The sequence below is a fragment of the Micromonospora carbonacea genome, assembly GCF_014205165.1.
Taxonomy (GTDB): domain Bacteria; phylum Actinomycetota; class Actinomycetes; order Mycobacteriales; family Micromonosporaceae; genus Micromonospora; species Micromonospora carbonacea.
In genome coordinates this window covers 2,702,646-2,721,842 of sequence record NZ_JACHMZ010000001.1, presented here as the reverse complement: position 1 = coordinate 2,721,842, position 19,197 = coordinate 2,702,646, and the positions used below count along the sequence as shown (strand labels likewise).

At 75.7% G+C, this 19,197-nt stretch carries 18 protein-coding genes and 1 pseudogene; 4 read left to right on the top strand and 15 right to left on the bottom strand.

The window, feature by feature from the left end; genetic code table 11:
• Positions 1-37: 37 nt before the first annotated feature.
• The 4 genes from HDA31_RS11755 to HDA31_RS11740 form a co-directional block, all read right to left on the bottom strand.
• Positions 38-1,237, bottom strand: coding sequence for an alpha/beta hydrolase-fold protein (locus HDA31_RS11755; protein ID WP_178065089.1), 1,200 nt, complete (start codon positions 1,235-1,237; stop codon positions 38-40).
• 280 nt (positions 1,238-1,517) lie between these two features.
• Positions 1,518-2,777, bottom strand: coding sequence for a hypothetical protein (locus tag HDA31_RS11750; RefSeq protein WP_219824908.1), 1,260 nt, complete (start codon positions 2,775-2,777; stop codon positions 1,518-1,520).
• A complete protein-coding gene (locus HDA31_RS11745) occupies positions 2,774-3,931 on the bottom strand; it encodes a HesA/MoeB/ThiF family protein (protein WP_219824907.1) in 1,158 nt (385 codons plus the stop codon). Before HDA31_RS11745 ends, HDA31_RS11750 begins: the two co-directional genes overlap by 4 nt.
• A 149-nt stretch (positions 3,932-4,080) precedes the next feature.
• Positions 4,081-4,956 carry an endonuclease/exonuclease/phosphatase family protein gene (locus tag HDA31_RS11740; RefSeq protein WP_178065088.1) on the bottom strand — a complete coding sequence of 292 codons (876 nt, stop codon included), beginning with the start codon at positions 4,954-4,956 and terminating at the stop codon, positions 4,081-4,083.
• A 146-nt stretch (positions 4,957-5,102) separates the two neighbouring features.
• Between HDA31_RS11740 and HDA31_RS11735 the strand changes: the two genes are divergently transcribed.
• A complete protein-coding gene (locus tag HDA31_RS11735; RefSeq protein ID WP_178065087.1) occupies positions 5,103-6,131 on the top strand; it encodes a glycoside hydrolase family 43 protein in 1,029 nt (342 codons plus the stop codon).
• A gap of 103 nt (positions 6,132-6,234) precedes the next feature.
• On the opposite strand, the gene HDA31_RS11730 is transcribed toward HDA31_RS11735, so the two are convergent.
• The 4 genes from HDA31_RS11730 to HDA31_RS11715 form a co-directional block, all read right to left on the bottom strand.
• The gene (locus tag HDA31_RS11730; RefSeq protein ID WP_178065086.1) at positions 6,235-6,519 is read right to left on the bottom strand and encodes a DUF6510 family protein; all 285 of its coding nucleotides are present in this window, start codon (positions 6,517-6,519) and stop codon (positions 6,235-6,237) included.
• 19 nt (positions 6,520-6,538) lie between these two features.
• Positions 6,539-7,285: a ferredoxin reductase gene (locus tag HDA31_RS11725; protein WP_178065085.1), complete on the bottom strand. Its 747-nt coding sequence runs from the start codon at positions 7,283-7,285 to the stop codon at positions 6,539-6,541.
• Positions 7,282-7,881 carry a sulfite oxidase-like oxidoreductase gene (locus HDA31_RS11720; RefSeq protein ID WP_178065084.1) on the bottom strand — a complete coding sequence of 200 codons (600 nt, stop codon included), beginning with the start codon at positions 7,879-7,881 and terminating at the stop codon, positions 7,282-7,284. Before HDA31_RS11720 ends, HDA31_RS11725 begins: the two co-directional genes overlap by 4 nt.
• 66 nt (positions 7,882-7,947) lie before the next feature.
• Complete coding sequence (locus HDA31_RS11715; protein ID WP_178065083.1) at positions 7,948-8,967, bottom strand: TerC/Alx family metal homeostasis membrane protein; 1,020 nt, start codon at positions 8,965-8,967, stop codon at positions 7,948-7,950.
• 258 nt (positions 8,968-9,225) lie between these two features.
• Between HDA31_RS11715 and HDA31_RS11710 the strand changes: the two genes are divergently transcribed.
• Positions 9,226-10,425 (top strand): CaiB/BaiF CoA transferase family protein, encoded by a 1,200-nt coding sequence (locus HDA31_RS11710; protein WP_178065082.1) that lies wholly within the window; start codon positions 9,226-9,228, stop codon positions 10,423-10,425.
• A 102-nt stretch (positions 10,426-10,527) separates the two neighbouring features.
• Here HDA31_RS11710 and HDA31_RS11705 read toward each other — a convergent pair whose 3' ends face one another.
• Entirely contained in the window at positions 10,528-10,941 is a 414-nt protein-coding gene (locus tag HDA31_RS11705; RefSeq protein ID WP_178065081.1) for a DUF2267 domain-containing protein, read from the bottom strand.
• Between the two features lie 186 nt (positions 10,942-11,127).
• Here HDA31_RS11705 and HDA31_RS11700 point away from each other — a divergent pair, with 186 nt between their 5' ends.
• Both HDA31_RS11700 and HDA31_RS11695 read left to right on the top strand, forming a co-directional pair.
• The gene (locus HDA31_RS11700) at positions 11,128-11,397 is read left to right on the top strand and encodes a DUF2795 domain-containing protein (protein ID WP_074473236.1); all 270 of its coding nucleotides are present in this window, start codon (positions 11,128-11,130) and stop codon (positions 11,395-11,397) included.
• A gap of 38 nt (positions 11,398-11,435) precedes the next feature.
• Positions 11,436-12,083 carry a DUF1345 domain-containing protein gene (locus tag HDA31_RS11695; RefSeq protein WP_221486602.1) on the top strand — a complete coding sequence of 216 codons (648 nt, stop codon included), beginning with the start codon at positions 11,436-11,438 and terminating at the stop codon, positions 12,081-12,083.
• A gap of 242 nt (positions 12,084-12,325) precedes the next feature.
• Here the strand turns inward: HDA31_RS11695 and HDA31_RS11690 are convergent, their stop codons facing one another.
• From HDA31_RS11690 to HDA31_RS11665, 6 genes and pseudogenes are all read right to left on the bottom strand, one after another.
• On the bottom strand, positions 12,326-12,988 hold the full coding sequence (locus tag HDA31_RS11690) for a hypothetical protein (protein WP_178065080.1): 663 nt from the start codon (positions 12,986-12,988) through the stop codon (positions 12,326-12,328).
• 63 nt (positions 12,989-13,051) lie between these two features.
• The gene (locus tag HDA31_RS11685) at positions 13,052-14,023 is read right to left on the bottom strand and encodes a pirin family protein (protein ID WP_178065079.1); all 972 of its coding nucleotides are present in this window, start codon (positions 14,021-14,023) and stop codon (positions 13,052-13,054) included.
• A 15-nt stretch (positions 14,024-14,038) separates the two neighbouring features.
• The gene (locus tag HDA31_RS11680) at positions 14,039-14,944 is read right to left on the bottom strand and encodes a hypothetical protein (protein ID WP_246383895.1); all 906 of its coding nucleotides are present in this window, start codon (positions 14,942-14,944) and stop codon (positions 14,039-14,041) included.
• 230 nt (positions 14,945-15,174) lie between these two features.
• Positions 15,175-15,783, bottom strand: a complete 609-nt coding sequence (locus HDA31_RS11675; RefSeq protein ID WP_178065150.1) for a hypothetical protein — start codon at positions 15,781-15,783, stop codon at positions 15,175-15,177.
• 885 nt (positions 15,784-16,668) lie between these two features.
• Positions 16,669-17,419 (bottom strand): annotated as a pseudogene (locus HDA31_RS11670) (DedA family protein); the annotation flags it as partial.
• A 98-nt stretch (positions 17,420-17,517) separates the two neighbouring features.
• Positions 17,518-19,143, bottom strand: a complete 1,626-nt coding sequence (locus tag HDA31_RS11665) for a serine/threonine-protein kinase (protein WP_246383893.1) — start codon at positions 19,141-19,143, stop codon at positions 17,518-17,520.
• Positions 19,144-19,197: the final 54 nt, after the last annotated feature.

The window sequence follows — 19,197 nt, the reverse complement described above, 5'->3', positions numbered from 1 at the left end:
TGGGCGTCGGACCGGGTGGGCGTCGGACCGGTGGGCGTCAGGGGCCGCCGAGGACGGCGAGCAGCCCCTCGGCGAAGGTGCGCCGCCAGTTGACGTAGTCGTGCCCGCCCCGGTATTCCGCGTAGGTCACCTGGTGGCCGCGGGCGACCAGCAGATCCCGGAAGCGGCGGTTGACGGAGAGCTGGTCGACCTGCTCGGGGCGGGGCCAGGTGTTCTCCCGGTCCCCCACGTCCAGGTAGAACCGCACGGGCGCGGCGGGCCACCCGGCGTACGCGCGGGTCAGCCACTCCCGCTCGCCGGGCCGCGTCGACGCGGGCCACCAGAAGCTGCCCGACTGGGCGATCACCGCGCCGAACGCGCCGGGGGCGGCCAGCGCCACGTACGCGGCGGCGAGCCCGCCCAGCGACGAGCCCGCGATGACCCGCCGGGCGGGGTCGTCGGTGACCGCCCAGCGCCGCCGGGCCCAGGGCAGCAGCTCCCGGGTGACGAACGCGCGCAGCGCGGCCGACGGGCGCAGCTCGGTCATCCGGCGCGCCCCGCTGGGGGCCGAGACGAACAGCGCCAGGGTCGGCGGGATCCGCCCGGCGGCGATCAGGTTGTCCAGCGTCGCGGGCACCCGCAGCAGCGCCCGGGACAGGTAGCCGTCGAAGACCACCAGCAGCGGCAGCGGCCCGGTGGCCGGGACCGCCGGCCGGTAGACCGCGACGCGGCGGCGGCCGCCCCAGGCGGCGGTGCGCACGCCGGTGGTCAGCACGGTCCCCCGGGGCACGCCGGGGTGGTGCCGGATCCAGGGCTCGTCGGGGGCCTTCGGCAGCTCCAGCAGGGACGTCCACAGCTCCCGGTCGTTGGGGTCGGCGGGGTCGGCGGGCAGCCGGAACGGGTGGTGGTTGAACACGTCGAGGTGGGTGGGGCCCCGGCCGGTGGCGTCGGTCGGCAGCTCCGGCGAGCCGTGCCGCAGGAAGTAGATGGTGCGCAGGTCGACCGGAAGCCGCTGCGAGCCGTGCCACAGGTCGGTGCCCGGGACGCGGCGCAACGCCAGGTCGATGCCCCAGCCGGTGGTGGTCTGGGCCGCCTCCCCCCGCCACAGGAAGGTCACCAGGGCGCTGTCGCCGTCGACCTGCTCGATCAGGGGCGTGCCCCGGGCGGCGACCTCCCGCCAGAAGTCGGCGAGCGCCTGTGTGCCGCCGGCGCGCAGGTCGTGCAGCAGGCGGGCGATGCGTGGGCTGGTCTCCGGCACGGCTGGTCCCTGTCTCGTCGATCGGGTCGGAGGGGCGGGATGGTGGGGCGAGGTGGTGGTGGGGGTGGTGGGGCGAGGTGGATCAGGGTGGTGGGGGCCGACGCCCGGGGCGGGGTGGGCGCGGCGGCGGGGCGGCCGACGGCAGCCGTGGCCGCCGCGCCGCCGACACCGGCACGCCGGCGGCGCGCCGGCCGGGCCCCGGCTCAGTTGCCGCTGGGGTTGCTCGCACTGGTCGTCTCCACCTTGTCCAGCTTCCGAATGACGATCTGCTCCACGCCGCTCACCTCCCTCCCGTCGACTGGTGGCCGGCCGGCCCCGCCACGGGCACGGCACGGCGGGCGCGGCGAAGGGTGCGCAGCCGCCGACCGTGCCGCCGCCACCACGCCCAGCACCACACCGCCCAGGAGCCGCCGAGCACGGCGGCGGTGACGGCGGCGTCGAACCGGTCGACCGGGTCGCCGCCCGGGCGCAGGCCGCCGGCGGCGTCGGCGAGCAGCGCCAGGGTGAACGGCACGGTGACGGTGGCGGCCACGGCGAGGCAGGCGGCGGTGCCGACGACCAGCAGCAACGCGTACCAGCGGACGGCCCGGCGTTCCCGGGCGGGCAGCGCCAGGCTCGGGTCGCGGCCCGGCCGGCGGGCCGCCCGCCGCAGCCACCACCGGGCGTACGCGGCGCCGTCGGCGTAGAGGTTGCGCGCGCCCGCGACGTCCTGCAGGACGAAGTAGACGTCGGTGCGCATGAAGACGAGGAACTGCACCGGCAGCGGCAGCACGGCGAGCAGCAGCACCACGGCGGCGGCCCGGTCGACCTCGCCGCCCGGCGCGGCGGCGGCCCGCACGAGCACGGCCACGGACGCGACGACGACGTTGACGGCCATGCCGGAGAGGTAGACGGTGAGCCGGGCCGACCGGGGCGCGGCCCAGATGCCGCTCACGTCGGTCTGCGCGACCAGGAACTGCAGCCGGGTGCCCAGGCCCAGCCGGCCCGGCACCCCGTGGGCCCGCGCGGTCAGCAGGTGCGCCAGCTCGTGCAGCAGGATGATCGACCAGGCGACGGCCGCGTTGCCGGCCAGCACGAGGCTGGCGTGCGGGCTCCACAGCAGGTCGCGGTGGCCCGGCAGGACGTCGGGGGTGAGCAGCGTCGTCACCACGGCGGCCACGGTCACCGCCAGGGCCGCGACGGCGACGGGGCGGGCGACCAGCCACCGCACGTGCCGTGGGCGCAGCCGGGGCAGCGTCGGCGCGGGCACCGGCGCGCCGGGCAGCGGCCGGCCGTCGACGGCGGCGACGAAGCCCAGCCCGACCAGGTCGCGGACGAACCCGGCGACGTCGACGGCGCGTCCCCGCTCGGCGCGCAGCCGCCGGTGGGTCTCGTCGACGCTGTGCCCCGACCCGAGCAGCCGCAGGGCGGCCGCCGCGATCTCGGGCACGGCGACGAAGTCGCCGGTCTCGACCCGCCCGACGATCCACTCGTCGCCGTCGGGGCGGACGCGCAGCTCGTGCAGCAGGACCCGGCAGGAGCCGGCCACCTCGACGCTCACCGGCGCGGCGCCCGGCCGGTGGCGACCACCGCGTCGACCGCTTCGCCGCCGCAGCCGGCCGGGCAGCGTGGGTGCGGCGGGTGGGCGATGAGGAAGTGCTGGTCGGCGGCGACGAGGTTGATCCCCTGGAGCTGCCCGGGGCGCACGGCCGGCACGCCGGTGAGCAGCGCCGACGCCAGGTGGGCGGCGAGGTGGCCGGAGAGCCCGGCGGAGGCGGCGCTGACCGCGCTGCTGCTCTCCCGCTCCACCGTGTACTCGGCGGCCGGGTCGTCGCGGCGGCGCTTGTCGTGCTCGGCCAGCCAGAAGCACTCGTAGCAGGGGCCGAGCCCGGGCAGGTAGGCCGCCGCCGTCACCACCGGCCCGTGGTAGCCGGCGTCGACCCACGGGGTGCCGGTGTCCAGGCAGACCCGGTTGGCCCAGGCCCGGATGGCGCCCGGCCGGTCGGCGCAGAGCACCAGCACGTCGCGGTCGGCGACCAGCCGCCGCAGGTCGGCCGCCCCGCGTACCTCCGCCTGCTCGCCGGTGACGTCGATGTCGGAGTTGAGCCGGCGCAGCCGGGCGACGGCGACGTCCGCCTTGGGCCGGCCGATGTCGTCCTCGACGTACACGGTCTGGCGGTTGAGGTTGGACAGCTCGACCACGTCGGGGTCGACGCAGTGCAGCCGCCCCACGCCGCTCGCGGCGAGGGCGAGCGCGACGGCCCCGCCGGTGCCGCCGAGCCCGACGACGACGGCCCGGGCCCGCTTCAGGGCGACCTGCGGCTCCCAGGAGGAGGCGCGCGGGACCAGGTCGATCCACCGGTGGAAGCGGCGGCTGCGGTCGTAGCGCTCGCGGTCCCGGTCGGTGAGCTCCGGCGGGTCGGGGGCCGCCGCGTCGGCGAGGTAGCCGGCGGCGGCGAACTGGTCCAGCGCGGCGCGCACCGCCCGCGCCGACTCGGTGGGGTGCGCGGCGAGGACCCGCGCGACGATCTCCTCGGCGCTGCGCGTGCCGTCGGCGGCGCGCAGCGTCGTCCAGATCGCGCCGGTGGTGTCGAGCACCTCGGCGGCGATGCCGTAGACCGAGCCGCCGATGCGGATCCGCCCGCCGGGCAGCCGGTGCAGGCCGTGCTCGGGCTTCACCTGCGGATACCACCCGGACGTGATGAGTGAAGCCATCGATCCTCGCCCCCGTACGGCAGATCGCTGTCTTGGCGATCAGCCTGGCGGACGGCGGTGACGAAAGCAACACCCCGTGTCCGAACGGTGACCCGGGCGGCGCGCGCCGGCCCGGGCCGGCACTCGACGCCGGGCCCGCAGGTCGGCTCCTACAGGGCGATGGAGAAGTGCGCGACGACGCCGTTGTGGTCGGAGTTGGTCCCGCCGACGATGTCGTAGTCGTTCAGCCACATCTCCCGGTACTCCTCGAGGCGCTTCCAGAAGTAGATGTAGTCGATGTGCCGGTTGCCGTGCGTCCCGTTGCCCTTCTCGCCGAGGAGGTTGTAGCAGGATCGCAGGTTGGGCAGGTCGTTGGCCTCGAAGACCTTCCACGGGAACTTCTCGTACCCGTAGGCCCGGTCGGCGCTGAAGTCGACGTTGAGGTCGCCGCTGACGATGACCTGCCCCTGGTCCTTCTTCACGGCGGCCAGGTTCTTGAGGTCCTGGAACTGCTTCTCGGCGCACCTGGTGCGCGGCAGGTCCTCCGGGCGGCCGTTCTCCTCGATGCTGGCGTTGGCGTGCGCATTGATGTGGAACACGCTGCGGCCGCTCTGCTTGTGCCGGTACCGGACCCAGTTGTTGTAGCGGGCCGGCGGCGCCTCGCCCGGCCCGTTGGTGTCGCACACGAAGACCGAGTCCTTGTCGAGCACGTCGAACATGCTCTTGCGGGCCAACAGCGCCTCCCCGGCGGCCTGCGTCGGCTCGGGCGCGTACAGCCACCAACCGTTCGCGGCGGCCCAGTCCTGCAGGTACGCCTTCCGGCCGCCCACCTCGTTGAGGCCGACCAGGTCCGCCTTCGAGGTGATCAGTTGCAGGTCCTCGACGAACTGGGCCTGGGTCAGCTCGTAGAGGATGTTCAACGTCGCCACCCTGAAGGTCGCGTTCGCCGCGGCTGCCGGGGGCGCGGGCAGCAGACCGGCCACCAGCACGACCGAGCCGACCAGAGCACCCGCGCCGCGGGCCAACCACCGTCCTGCGCTCCGCATCGACGCTTCCCCCTCGCTGCCGTTCCGGACGGGACGTCGCGCGCGACGCCGACGCCGTTCCGGACGTAGACACTAACGGGCAAAGAAGTCATCATCATGAATACCTAGGCACCGTTTCGGCGCGTCCCGTCCCCCGAAGGAGTGCGGTGTCTCCACGAAGGACCTGGCGACCGCTGCTGGCCGCCGCCGTCGCTGCCGCGCTCAGCCTGGTCGGCGGTGGTGCCACGCCGGCCACGGCAGCCGCCCCGCAACCCGTCTACGCCCCGCCGGGGGGCGTCGCCGACCCGGGGGTCGTGCAGCACGACGGGAACTTCTTCGTCTTCGCCACCGGCAGCCGGGCCCCGGCATACCGGGGGGACACCGCGTCGGGTCCCTGGGTCGATCTCGGCGCGGTGCTCCGGACGCTGCCCGGCTGGGCGGCGAGCGGGGCGGTCTGGGCACCGGACGCGGTCCGCACCCCCGCCGGCTGGGTCCTCTACTACTCGGCTCCGGCGAAGGACCTGGACGGGCAGCGGTGCATCGGCGTCGCGAGGTCCACCGCCATCGGCGGCCCGTACGATCCGGTCGGCGACACCCCGCTGGTCTGTCCGGGTAGCGCGCACGGCGCGGACGACGCGGTGCCGGGTCGGCCGGTGTCCGCCGCCGGCGTCATCGATCCGGCGCCGTTCCAGGACGCCGAGGGCCGCCGTTTCCTGCTGTACAAGACGCAGCAGACGCCCTCGTCGATCCGGATGCTGCGGGTCGACGACGCCGGAACCGGCTGGTTGGGCAACCCCAGCGGCGAGCTGGTCCGCAGCGACGGCATCATCGAGAACCCGCAGCTGCGCCAGCGCGGCTCCACCTTCGTGCTGTTCGCGTCCCGGTACGGCTACGACAACTGCAGCTACGCCACCGTCTACCTCACCTCCACCGACAAGTGGGACTTCCACGGCAAGGCCCAGAGTTCGCTGCTCACCACCGCCGGCACCGGCATCTGCGGCCCGGGCGGGGCCGACGTCGTGCCGGCACTGGTCGACGACGAGCAACGGATCTTCCTGCACGGCTGGGTCTGCGGCGGCACCGCCCCGTGCCGACAGCAGCCCGACGGCTCGCTTCCCGCCGACGCCCGCCGCGCGCTGTACGCGGCGGTGTTCCGGTGGGACGGCGCCACCCCCCGCGTCGGCGCGTTCCTCTGAGCGCCGCCGCGCGACCGGCCGGCCCGCGGGCGCGCACCGGCCGGACCGTGTCCGCGCGACCGGCCGGACCGCGGGCGCGGCGGACGACGCCGGGACCGGGGCGTCAGCGCGGGCGGGGGTCGGGCGGCAGCGGCACCTGGAGGAAGGTGGTGCCGCGCAGGTCGAGCCACGCCCGGTCGGGCCCGCGCACCAGGCGCAGCATCACCTCCGCGCAGGCCGGGCAGCGGGCCACCAGGCCGGGGGCGTGGGAGTAGACCCGCAGGCCCGCCATCGGACCGGTCGCGCCGCACGACGCGCAGCGCCCGGTGGCCGCGCTGACGTCCACCGCGAAGACCTCCCGCAGCGGGCCGTCGAGCATGTTGCCGTCCAGGTAGGACTGTTCGGTCATGGGGTCTCCTCGTCGGCGGTCAGCCGGTGGGGCCGAAGCGTTCGGTGCGGACCCGACGCGGCGGGTGGCCCAGCCCCACCAGCAGGTCCGCCACCGTCTCCACGAACCCGGTCGGGCCGCAGACGTAGCACAGCGGCTCCAGCTCGGCCGGCCAGCCGTGGGTGTTCACGTCGGCCAGCCCGATCCGGTGCGGCTCGCCCCGCCAGCCGTCGGGGGCGGCCCGGGTGTAGACGTACGCCACGTCGAGGCCCTGGTCGTCGCGGGCCCGGCGACGCAGCTCGTCGGCGTAGATCACGTCGGCCGGGGTCCGCGCGGAGTAGACCAGCCGGAACGGGGCCCGGCTGCCGGCGGCGCGGCGCGCGCGGACCATCGCCATCAGCGGCACCACGCCCGAGCCGCCGGCGACCAGCAGCACCGGCGCGGTCTCGGCGGGCCGCCACACGAACCACCCGCCGACCGGGCCGCGCACCTCCACCGGGTCACCGGGCGCCCAGGTGTCGATCAGGTACGGCGAGACCTCCCCGTCGGGCACGCGCTGCACGGTGAGCGCGACGCGGTCGCCCTCGGCGGGCCCGGCGAGGGAGTACGACCGGGCGGCCTGGTAGCCGTCGGAGGCGGTGAGCCGCACGTCGACGTGCTGGCCGGGCAGGTGGCCTGGCCAGCCGGGGACGTCGAGCACGAGGGTCTGCGCGGTCGGCGTCTCGGTGCGGCGCTCGACGAGCCGGGCCACCCGCCAGCCCAGCGGGGCGGCCAGCGGGGCGCTCAATCGCCGGCGTAGCGCTGCTCGCGCCACGGGTCGCCGTAGTCGTGGTAGCCGGCGGTCTCCCAGAAGCCGGGGGTGTCGGTGCCGCCGAGGCGGATGCCGCGCACCCACTTGGCGGACTTCCACAGGTAGAGGTGCGGCACCAACAGCCGGGCCGGCCCGCCGTGCTCGGCGGGCAGGTCCCGGCCGTCGTAGCCGTGCACCACCCAGGCGCGTCCGCCGCGCAGGTCGGCCAGCGGCAGGTTCGTGGTGTAGCCGCCGTAGGAGTGGGCCAGCGCGTACGCCGCGTCGGTGTCGACGCCGTCGAGCAGCACGTCGAGCGAGACGCCCTGCCAGGTGGTGCCGAGCTTGGACCACCGGGTGACGCAGTGGATGTCGACGGTGGGGGTCTCCTGCGGCAGGGTGGTGAACTCGGCCCACGTCCAGCGGTGTTCCGCGCCGGTCTCGGTGGTGACGACGAACTCCCAGGCGTCCGGCCGCACCCGCGGCGTCGGGCCGGCGGAGAGCACCGGGAAGTCCTCGGTGAGGTATTGCCCGGGCGGCAGGGCCGGCCCCGCCGAGCGGCGTCGGCCCTGGAAGCCTGGCGAGACGATTCCCACCCGTCAGTCGTACCACCTGTGGGCGCGCGTCGGTACCGTTCGCCCGGACCGACGCGCGCCGTGCGGTCAGTGCCGGCCGGCGACGACCTCCTTGTCGCCCGGGGACGCGTTGCGGGTGGCCCGGAGGCTGGTGAGCGTGACGATCACCAGCACGCCGATGATCACGCCGAGCGAGGCCAGGGTCGGGATCTCCGGCACGCCGGACCAGATGCCGTGCGCCCAGTGCAGGCCGAGCTTGACGCCGATGAAGGCGAGGATGATCGCCAGGCCGTAGCTGAGGTGCACGAGCCGGCTGAGCGCGGCGTGCAGCACGAAGTAGAGCGCCCGCAGCCCGAGCAGCGCGAAGGCGTTGGTGGCGAAGACCAGGTACGGGTCCTCGGTGATGCCGTAGACGGCCGGCACCGAGTCGACGGCGAAGACCACGTCGGTGGCGAGCACCGCGACCACCACGAGCGCGAGGGGGGTGAGCGCCCGGCGGCCGCCCTGCCGGACGGTCATCCTCGGGCCCTGGTACTCGTCGACGACCGGCATGAACCTGCGCAGCAGCTTCACCGACCGCATCTTGTTGATGTCCACCTCCTGCTCGTGCCCGGAGAGGGCGTCGCGGAGCAGCTTGACGGCGGTGGCGATCAGGATGATGGCGAAGATCAGGAAGGCGAAGTCCAGGGTCTGCAACGCCGCCGCGCCGAGGGCGATGAAGACGGCGCGCAGCACCAGCGCACCGGCGATGCCGTAGAGCAGCACCCGCTGGGCGAGCACGGCCGGCACCGCGAACGCGGCCAGCAGCAGCATGAAGACGAAGAGGTTGTCGACCGAGAGCGACTTCTCCACCAGGTAGCCGGTGAGGTATTCCACGCCCTGCTGGGAGCCGTAGCGCGACCAGATCCACGCGCCGAAGGCGAGCGGGAGGGCGACGTAGAACGCCGACCAGCCGAGCGCCTCCCGGATCGACACCTCGTGGGGGCGGCGGGTGACGAGGAAGTCCAGCACGAGCAGCGCGAGCACCCCGGCGATGGTGACCGCCCAGAGGGTGGGCGTGCCGATGGAGGACAGCGCGCCGGCAGCAAGAAGGGATGATTCGGTCATATGGGTCTCCTCGAACACCGTGTCATGTTCGAGGTCTCCTTCACCCACGAAACCGTGGGCAACCACCCGAGGCGCGCCCCGGGCACGCCGTACTGACCGGAATGGTTCGTGGGAAGTACTCCCCTCGTGGGACCAGGTTAGGTCAGCTCCGGGCGACTCGCCAAGCCGGCACCGACCTGTCACCAGGGGTGATGCTCCGGTGGCGGGCGGTCCGGCCGGCCCTGTCCCCCGAGGCCCGCCCGCGCCTATGGTGTCCCGGTGAGCGAGCGCGCGCACCACCCCGACGCGGGTCCGGCGGCCGACGGCCCGGTCGGCCCCCTCACCGGGGTACGCGTGGTCGAACTGGCCGGCATCGGGCCCGGGCCGTTCGCCGCGATGATGCTGGCCGACCTGGGCGCGGACGTGATCCGGGTGGACCGGGCCACCGACGTCGACCCGGCCGCCTTCGGCACCCTGCACCCGGACCTGCTCAACCGGGGCCGCCGCTCCGTCGCCGTGGACCTCAAGTCGCCCGGGGGCCGGGAGGCGGCGCGGGCCCTGATCGGCGGCGCGGACGCGCTGATCGAGGGCTTCCGCCCCGGGGTGACCGAACGCCTGGGCCTCGGCCCCGCCGACTGCCTCGCCGCCAACCCCCGCCTGGTCTACGGGCGGATGACCGGCTGGGGGCAGGACGGCCCGCTCGCCCCGTACGCGGGGCACGACATCGACTACCTGGCGCTGACCGGGGCGCTGCACGGCATCGGCCGGGCCGGCGAGCGCCCGGTGCCGCCGATGAACCTGCTCGGCGACTTCGGCGGGGGCGGGATGATGCTGGCCCTGGGCGTCGTCGCCGCCCTGTACGCCGTCAGCGCCGGCGCGCCGGGGCAGGTCGTCGACGCGGCCATCGTGGACGGCGTGTCGGTGCTCTCCACGATGATCCACTCGCTGCGCGGGGCCGGCAGGTGGCAGGACCCGCGCGGGGTGAACCTGCTCGACGGCGGCGCGCCGTTCTACGACACGTACGAGTGCGCCGACGGCCGGCACCTCGCGGTCGGCGCCCTGGAGCCCCGCTTCTACGACGAGCTGGTCCGCCGCACCGGGTTCCCGCTGCCCGGCGACGACGCGCCGGAGCGCGCCGACCCGGCGAACTGGCCCGCCCTGCGGGCCGCCTGGGCGCGGCTGTTCCGCACCCGCACCCGCGACGAGTGGACGGCCCTGCTCGGCGACTCGGACGCCTGCGTCGCGCCGGTGCTCGACTGGGCGGAGGCCCCGCGGCATCCGCACCTGGCGGCCCGGCGGGTGTTCGTGGAGCACGCCGGGGCGACCCAGCCGGCCCCGGCGCCCCGGTTCTCCGGCACGCCGACGGCGCTGCGCCGGCCGCCCCCGCACCCCGGCGAGCACACCGACGAGGTCCTGGCGGAGGCCGGCCTCGCCGCCGACCGGATCGCCGCCCTACGCGCCGCCGGCGCGATCGCCTGAGGCGCAAGGAAGGGCCCCCTGTTAACGCATTCTGTTGTACAGGGGACCCCTGCTAACCCGCCGCGGCGGCCCACCGGCGGCCAGCCCCGCCGGGGTGGCCGGTCAGGGTCGGCGCGGGGCCGCCGCGCCCGGGGCGAGCGCCGGCTCCACCATGTCCCGGTAGTCGCGCGGCATCTGCACCACGATGTCGTCGAACTCCCCGCCGGTCACCGCCTCGCGCAGGGTGGTGAACACCGCCCGGACGGCGTCCCGGGCGGCCCGCTCGTCGAGCCCGGCCCGCTGGCCGACCCGGGCGACGAACTCGGCCGCGCCGAACCGGTCGGCGGCCTCGGTGTCCGGGCCGGGCCGCAGGACCAGCTGCAACGGCCTCGGCAGCTGCGCCGCGAGGTCGAGCACCTCGCCGCCGGTCAGCCGCTCGGCGAGCGTCTCCAGCGTGGCCCGGGTCAGCTCGACGGCCCGCTCGCCGGGGACCCGCGCCCGCAGGGCCACCTGGTCGACGAAGGTGTCGTAGTTCATGACGGCGCTCCTTCCGCTGCCTCGGGCCGGTCGCGCCCGCAGGAGGGGCTCGCGTACCCGCCGGACGGGCGGGGAAACGGCGGCCGGGCGGCGTCGATCGCCGGGCCCCGCGCGGGCGTGGGCGGCCGCACGGTGGGTAACCGCCGCCGGTCGGGAAGCCCGATCGCGGCGACGAGGAGCGCACCCATGGCGAGCTACGACGACGTCCTGCAATACCTGTCCAGCCTCGACTACCCGGCGGACAAGGCCGACGTGGTCCGCGAGGCGGAACGGGAGGGCGCCCCGCCGGACGTGCTGCGCGCCCTGCGGGCCCTGCCCCCGGTGGACTACGCCAACGGGACCGAGGTGGCCCGGTCCGCCGGCATCGAGGCGGCCCCCGAGGCGAGCCCGGCCCGCCGGGCGGCACAGGCCAGGGAGCCGCACACCCGGGTCTCGCAGCACCTACGGCGCATCTGACCGCCCGCCGACGACCCGGGCAATTGGGTACGCGGCCGGTGCGGCGCGTCGACGGCCACCCGCCGGCGGTGGCGCAGCTGCTCGTGATGGGGCTGGTCGGGCTGCTGGCCGGCGGCCTGTTCGCGCTCGTCGGCTCGCCCCGGATCGGTCCCCTCGTCGGCTGGGACGCGGCGGCGCTGAGCTGGCTGGTGCTGGTGTGGCGCAGGCTGTGGCCGCTGGACGGCGAGGGCACCGCCCGGCTCGCCGGCCGGGAGGACCCGAGCCGCGCCGTCCGCGACGTGCTGCTGCTGGTCGCCTGCCTGGCCAGCCTGCTGGCGGTCGCGGTGGTGCTGCTGTACGCGCACAGCGCCCCACCGGGGCCGCGCCGCGACGCGTACGGCGGGCTGGGCGTGGTGAGCGTGCTGCTGTCCTGGCTGGTGGTGCACACCGTCCACACCGCCCGGTACGCGCGGATCTACTACACGGGCCCCGACGGCGGGGTGATGTTCCACCAGCGGGAGCGCCCCCGCTACTCGGACTTCGCCTACCTGGCGTTCACCGTGGGGATGACCTTCCAGGTCTCCGACACGAACCTGACCAGCAACGAGATGCGCACCACCGTGCTGCGGCACTCGCTGCTGTCGTACCTGTTCGGCGCGGTGATCATCGCCGCGACGGTGAACCTGGTGGTGGGGCTGGCCGGCTGAGCGGACCGCCGCGACAGAAACGGGTGAGCGGGCCGCCGCGACAGACGGGCGCCCCGGGCCACGAACCGCGACCCGGGGCACCACGCAGAACCTGTGCCCCGGCGGTGAGCGCGGACCGAACCGGACCGCACCGCCGGGCGGCCACTCCCACCCGATGAGGGCGGGAGTCAACTGCCGAGATCATCGTACCGACACCATCGTCCGAACGGTCAGTTCTGCGGGAAACTGTGGGCCAACGCACCTCAGGTGAGCTCGGCGTACCGCTGCTCCAGGTCGACCCGGGCGAGCGCGCCGACCAGCCAGGCGAGCCGCTCCGACCCGCCGCCGCCGACCAGGTCGGCCAGGTCGGCCGCCGACCCGCCCAACCCCAGTCGGCGGGCCGCCGCCAGCGCCCGCCGGTCCGCCACTGGGGCCACCTCCCGCCACAACGCCTGCGCCTCACGCAGGAACAACGCCACCGCCTCCGCGTCGACGCCCGGCAACCCGGCCAGCAGCTTCCGCTCGGCGGCCGGGTCGTGCCGGGCCGAGCCGCGCAGCCGGCGCAGGTCGCCCCGGTAGCGGTCCACGACCGTGCGGGCCAGGTCGCCGAGGCCGTCGGCGAGCGCCTCGACGTCGCCGCGCAGCCCCGCCCCGCGCAACACGCGTACCCGGTCGGCGTGCAGCGACCGGGCCAGCCGGGCGGCGCTGTCCCACCCGGAGTCGCGCAGCGCCGCCGCGGCGGCCACGGCGCACCGGAAGTCACCCCGGCGGGCCAGCAGGACCGACAGGGTGAGCAACTGGAACAGGCTGGACGGGTTGTTGGTGACCCGGAAGCCGTACTGCTCGGCGAAGCCGCGCCCGTCGCCCGCCAGGCGGCGGGCCAGGCGCTTCCTGTCCTCGATGGTGGAGATCGCGGTGGTCGGCATGCCCGCGACTACCCGCGTCGCCGCCGGCCACGCCTGGCGGGCGGCGGCGGGGTGAGCGGCGGCTCAGCGCAGGATCTCGCCGTGCCGGGTGCGGGCCAGCAGCCGGGTGGTCGGCAGGGCGGGCGCCGGCAGCGGCGGGGCCGTGTCGTCCGCCACCACCCCGAAGCGGCGGCCCGCTGCCCAGTCCGCGCGGGCCTCGGCGATCTCCTCGTGCGACCGGCCGACGAAGTTCCACCACATCACCAGCGGCTCCTCGAACGGCTCCCCGCCGAGCAGCAGCAGGCGGCTGCCCGGGGCGGCGGCCAGGGTCAGGCTCTCCCGACCCAGGCCGAGGTAGAGCAGCGAGCCCGGCTCCACCGACACGTCACCCACCTCGGCGACGCCGGACATCGCCAGCAGCGCGTACTCGAAGTCGCGGCGCAGCGGCAGCCGGGCCGGCGCCGCGCCACGGGCGGTGAGCTGCGCGCCGAGCAGCGGGGTGTGCACCACGGCCGGGGAGCGTTCCCCGCCGAGCTCACCCACCAGCAGCGTCACGTCGGTGTCGCCGTCGCGCCACACCGGCAGGTCCCCGTGGTGGGCGAAGCCCGGCCCACCGGCCCGCGCCGGGTCCGGCAGGGCCACCCACAACTGCACCCCGTGCATCACCGGCGGATGCTGCGCCGGCGACCGCTCCGAGTGCGCGATGCCGTGACCGGAGGTCATCACGTTGAGCTGCCCCGGGCGGATCGGCTGCACGTTGCCGAGGCTGTCCCGGTGCACGATCTCGCCGTCGAGCAGCCAGGTCACCGTCTGCAGGCCCGTGTGCGGGTGGGGCGGCACCTCCATGCCGGGCCGCTGCGCGACGTCGTCCGGACCGAAGTGGTCGACGAAGCACCAGGCCCCGACCATCCGCCGCTGGCGCTGCGGCAGCAGCCGGCGCACCGTCGTGTAGCGGCCGAGCGGCACGTCGTGGCCCGGCAGCAGCACGCTGCCCGGGTCGGCGGGCGCCACGCCCGGCGGTCGGGTCTGCGCCGGCAGAGATTCCGTACGATCCACCGCCCGACTGTACGCTCAGCTCCCCTCGACGGTCACCGTGTTGGCCCCGGCGACCATGTCGACGTACACCCGGTCGGCCCGGCGGTCCCAGTCCGGCGAGCCGGTCAGCGTGCCGGCCGCCACCCCCTGCCGGTGCCGGTCGTAGACGGTGACCGCGCCCGCGCCGGCACCCGCCCGGACCCGGGTCGGCAGCGCGCCGGGCACCCGGACCACCAACTGGTTCACCCCGCCGGTCAGCCGCACCGTCAGCGTGCCGACGACCCGGGGCAGGCGCAGGTCGACGCGGGTGGCCCCGGCGGCGAGCTCCAGCCCGGTCAGCCGTCCCCGGGTCAGGTCCAGCACCTGCTCGGTCACCCCGCCGGCCAGCCGCAGCCGCCAGGTCACCCGGGAGCTGAGCACGACCTCCGCGACGGCCGGGCCACGCCGGCCGCTGACCGCCATCCGCACCCGCAGCCGGTCGCCGACGAGCTCCGGGCGGGGCTCCACCCCGCCGTCGGCGGGGCTGGTGATCCGGTACAGGTCCTCGCCGAGGTCGTCGATGCGCAGGTCGAACGTGGTCAGCCCGTCGACCAGCTCGAAACTGGCCCGGGCCCTACCGGCCAGGGGCGCGGTGAGCACCCGGCCGTCGGCCGACGCTCCCCCGCCGCCGGGCTCGGCCGCCAGCGGCACCGTCGACCCGACGTCCGGCCTGCCGCCGGAGAACGCCACCCCCAGCCGGTCCGGGTTGGCCAGGGTCACCGCCACCGCGCCGGCGCCCAACGCCAGCACCACGACCGCGGCGGCGACCATCAGCCGTACGCCGCGCGGCCAGGCCGGGACGGGCGGCTGCGGGACGGGGTCCCCGGTCACCTCGACGACCGGTGCGGGCACCGGAGGAACGGCCTCCGGACGGCGGTACGCGTCATGCTCCGACACCGGCATGTGCTCCCCTTTCGCGGTCCCCGCCAGGCAGTACGTACCCGACCCGGGATCGGATCACTCCGCCCCCCGGCTGGCAAGGAAGGGCCCCTTGTTAACGCTTTCTGTAGCGGAAGGGCCCCTTGTTAACACCCCGCTAGGCGGGGCCGCCGAGGGCCGGGGCGCCACCGGTAAGGACGCCACCGGCCGGGCCCCTGTGATCGGGGGCCCGGCCGGTGGCGTTCGTGCTGGTGTCAGCTGTTGTTCCAGTGCTGGGTGACGAGGTCGGCGGCCTGCTGTTCCCACTGGGCGTAGGCGTCGGGGTAGGCGGAGACCTGGACGGTCTGGGCGGCGTCGGTCAGGGCCATGTCCTGCCAGCCGTCGACCTGTCGGAGGCCCTTGAGGAACGCGGTGGTGGCGTACTGGGGGTCGGTGATCTGCTCCGGGGTGCCCCAGCCGCTGGAGGGGCGCTGCTGGAACAGGCCGAGGGAGTCGTGGTCGTTGCGGTCACCCAGGTGGCCCAGGTTCTCCAGCTTCGACTCCTGCAACGCCGTGCCGATCGAGATCACCGCGGCGCGCTCGTCCAGGCCCGCCTTCTTCGTGGCGGCGATGACGGCCTTGACGTTGGCGGTCTGCTCCGGGTCGAGGTCGATGCGCGACTGCGCGCCCTGCACACCGTGCGGGATGAGCTTCCCGGCGTCCACGCCAGCGGCCTTGTCGGCCTTGTCGGCCTGGACGGCGGCGACGGGCCGCGCGTCAACAGTGTCGGTGGTGGCGTGGTTCAGGGGGCCGGCGGCGAGGCCACCGGCGAACGCGAGTCCGGCGATGCCGAGGACGCTCTTACGCAGGATGGTCGTGTTCATGAGGGGGTGACTCCAATCCGGGGGTCGGCACACCCTCACGCCCCGAACGGGGGTGGCGCGGGGGTGTGCGAGCACCACGTCGAGGCGCCCGAACAACGAACAAAGGGGGAAAGACGAGGAAGGACCGGGCCGGCTGCCACGTGCGGTACCGCGCCGGGCCCAGGTGTAACGACCGGCGACCCGCCCCCATTCCCGGCGACCGGCCACCACCCTGGGGGCGGGGTCTGCTGGGCCGGGGGTCTGGCGGGTGCTGCTTCGGTCGTGCGTCAGGTGTAACGACCCCGACCCCGCCGAGATTCCGGCCCCCGGGTGCCGCCGGCCACCCCACCCCCGGTCCCGCGCCCCGGGCCGGTGCCGGCCTCGACGCCCACGCCCCGCACCCACTCCCCGCCCACCCCACCCACCCCGCCGAGTCGGACAATCCGCCCATCCCGGTGGGGGCGTGACGGGATGCCGGGCAGATGGGGGTATCAGCGGGCCGGGATACCCCCATCTGCCCGACATGATCAACCCCACCCCACCCCGCCCCACGCCACGCCCATCCCCGCGCCGGGTCGGACAAACCGCCCACGCGGGCCGTCGCGTGACGGGGTGCCGGGCAGGTGGGGGTATCAACGAGACGGGATACCCCCATGTCCCCGACACGGAGTCGATCAGCCGGGCGGGACGCGCCGACCCGTCAGTGCTCAGGCCCGCCGCGCCAAGAGCCGCTGCGGTAGACCGTTCCCCGGTACTCCCCCGTGCCGCGTTCCGGCCCGGTCGGCAGGCCCCGATCGGCGCCGGCAGACGGGCCGTGCCCAGCCGGACCGCCGGCGTACCCAGCCGGACCCCGGGCGAACCCGACGAGGTCGCCGCCGTGCTCCTCGGCGGACGGACCGCCCACGGACGGACCACCGACAGACGAGTTCGCGGAAGGGGAAACGGACGTGGAGGCGGACGTGGAGGCGGAGGCCGCGGCGTCACGCCGTGCGGCGCGGGACCGGCGTACCCGGGTGACGACGAACCACGCGACCGCCAGCGCGGACACCGCGATGACCACGTTCTGGAACGTGCCGACGTAAGCCTCGACCACGTGCCAGTTCTCGCCGAGCAGGTAGCCCGCCAGGACGAAGACCGTGTTCCAGATGAGGCTGCCCAGCGTCGTGTAGAGCAGGAACGTCAGCACCGGCATCCGCTCGACGCCGGCCGGGATCGAGATGAGACTGCGGAACACCGGGATCATCCGGCCGAAGAACACCGCCTTGACGCCGTGCCGGAGGAACCACGCCTCCGTGCGGTCGACGTCCTCAAGCTTGACCAGCGGCAGCTTGGCGGCGATGGCCCGCATCCGGTCCCGGCCCAGCATCGCGCCGATCCAGTAGAGGGCCAGCGCGCCGACCACCGAGCCGAGGGTGGTCCAGCCGATCGCCCCGACCAGGCTCATCCGGCCCTGGCTGGCGACGAAGCCCGCCAGCGGCAGGATCACCTCGCTGGGGATCGGCGGGAAGAGGTTCTCCAGCGCGACCGCCAGCCCGGCGCCGGGGCCACCCAGCCGCTCGACCAGACCCGTGACGAATCCGACCGGCCCGTCGGAGCCGGGTTCGGGACCGGCGGCGACCGTACGGGGGAAGGGCAGGAGCGGCTGCGTGCTGATCATCCGACAACGGTAGTGACCGTTCCCGCCGGCTGCCACGCCCCGCCGACGCGACGACGGGCGGGCCGTACACCGTGGACGGCCGGCGTCGGTGTGGCCCGTCAGCCCGCCGCGTCGCCGCGCGCCCCCGGGAAGCCGGTGAGCAGTTCCCGGAGCCGGGCGGCGGTCTCCCCGCCGATCTCGTCGCGCTCGACCGCCTCGGCGATGTCCTCGCGCAGGTCCCGCAGATGCTTGGCCCGGTCCTTGAGCCTGCCCCGGTTGAGCTCGGCGACCTCCTCGCGCAGGTCGTCGGCGGTCTCGCGGTCGATGTCGCCGCGCGCCTGCGCCTCGTCGATCAGGGCGGTGAACTCGGCGGCGAGCTGGCGCAACGTGACCGGCAACGAGCGGGCGGTGGTGGGCGGGGCGGCGGCCGACCGGGGCGGCTCGGTCGGCTTACCGGCGGCGGAGGCGACGGTCGTGGGCGCCCCGGACGGCGGGGGCGGCGCGCCGTCGCCGAGGGCGAGCAGCGCGACCACGCCGACGAGCAGCGCCATCCCGGCGGCGACGAGCACGCCGAGGAGGCGGTTGCCCTGGCCCGGGCCGCGCGGCGCGCGGCGGGCGGGCTCCGCCGCCGGGACGGGCCCGGGCACCCGGGCGGGCGGGGACGCCGGACCGGACGACCGCCCGGGGCGGGCGGGGGCCGCCCAGGACCCGGCGCGGTCCACCAGCGTGGGCGGGTGGTCCGGGGGCGTCGGGTCGGCGGGCCGGGCCGGGGCCGACGCGGCGGCGGGCCGGGTCCCGGCCGGTGTCGCGCCGAGCCGGCGGGCCAGCTGGGCGGCGCTGGGTCGGCGGGCCGGGTCGGCGCTCAGGCAGGCGAGGGTGAGCGCGGCGACGTCCGGGGGCAGCCCGGGGACGCGCAGCGGCGGGGGCTGCCGGCGCTGCGCGTGCGCTTCGAGGGCGTCCGCCCAGGTCTGCACGGGCAGCGGGGCGCGGCCGGCGAGGGCGCGGTGGAGCAGGGCGCCGAGGGCGTACACGTCGCTGGCCGGGTTCGGCGGCCCGGGGCGGAACCGCTCGGGGGCGAGGTAGGCGGGCGTGCCCATCATCGGCTCGTCGTCCGGCCCCGGACGGGACTGGTGCGCCCCCGGAGCGGACCCGGAACGCCCGGGGCGGGGATCGCCGTCGGGGCCGGTGCGGGGCTGGTGCGGCCCGGCGAGGGCGGCGATGCCGAAGTCGAGCACCTTCGCGCCGCTCTCGGTGAGCATGATGTTGGCGGGCTTGATGTCGCGGTGCACCACGCCGATGCGGTGCGCGGCGGCCAGGGCGGCGGCGACCTGCCCGGCCAGCCGGACGGCTTCGGGCCAGGGCAGCGGGCCGGAGGCGAGCCGGTCGGCGAGGCTGTGCCCCTCGACGAGCTCCATCACCAGGTACGGCACCACCGTCCCGCCCCCGAGGGCCGCCTCGCCGTAGTCGTACACCTGGGTGACGTGCGGGTGGGTGAGCCGGGCGGCGGCCCGCGCCTCGCGCTGGATGGTGGCGCGCAGGTGCGGGTCGGCGGCGAGTTCGGCCGCGAGGGCCTTGACGGCGACGGGGCGGTGCAGGACCTCGTCGTCGGCGCGCCACACCTCGGACATGCCGCCGAGGCCGATGCGCTCGCGCAGGACGTAGCGGTCGTGCAGGCGCAGGGTGGGCGTGAACGGCGACATCGTGGTCCAGTCTGCCTGCCGGTCGGCGTCGGGCACCAGTCGCATCTGCCTGTCCGTCGGCGTCGGGCAAGCAGACGCGTCTGTCCGTCGGCGTCGGGC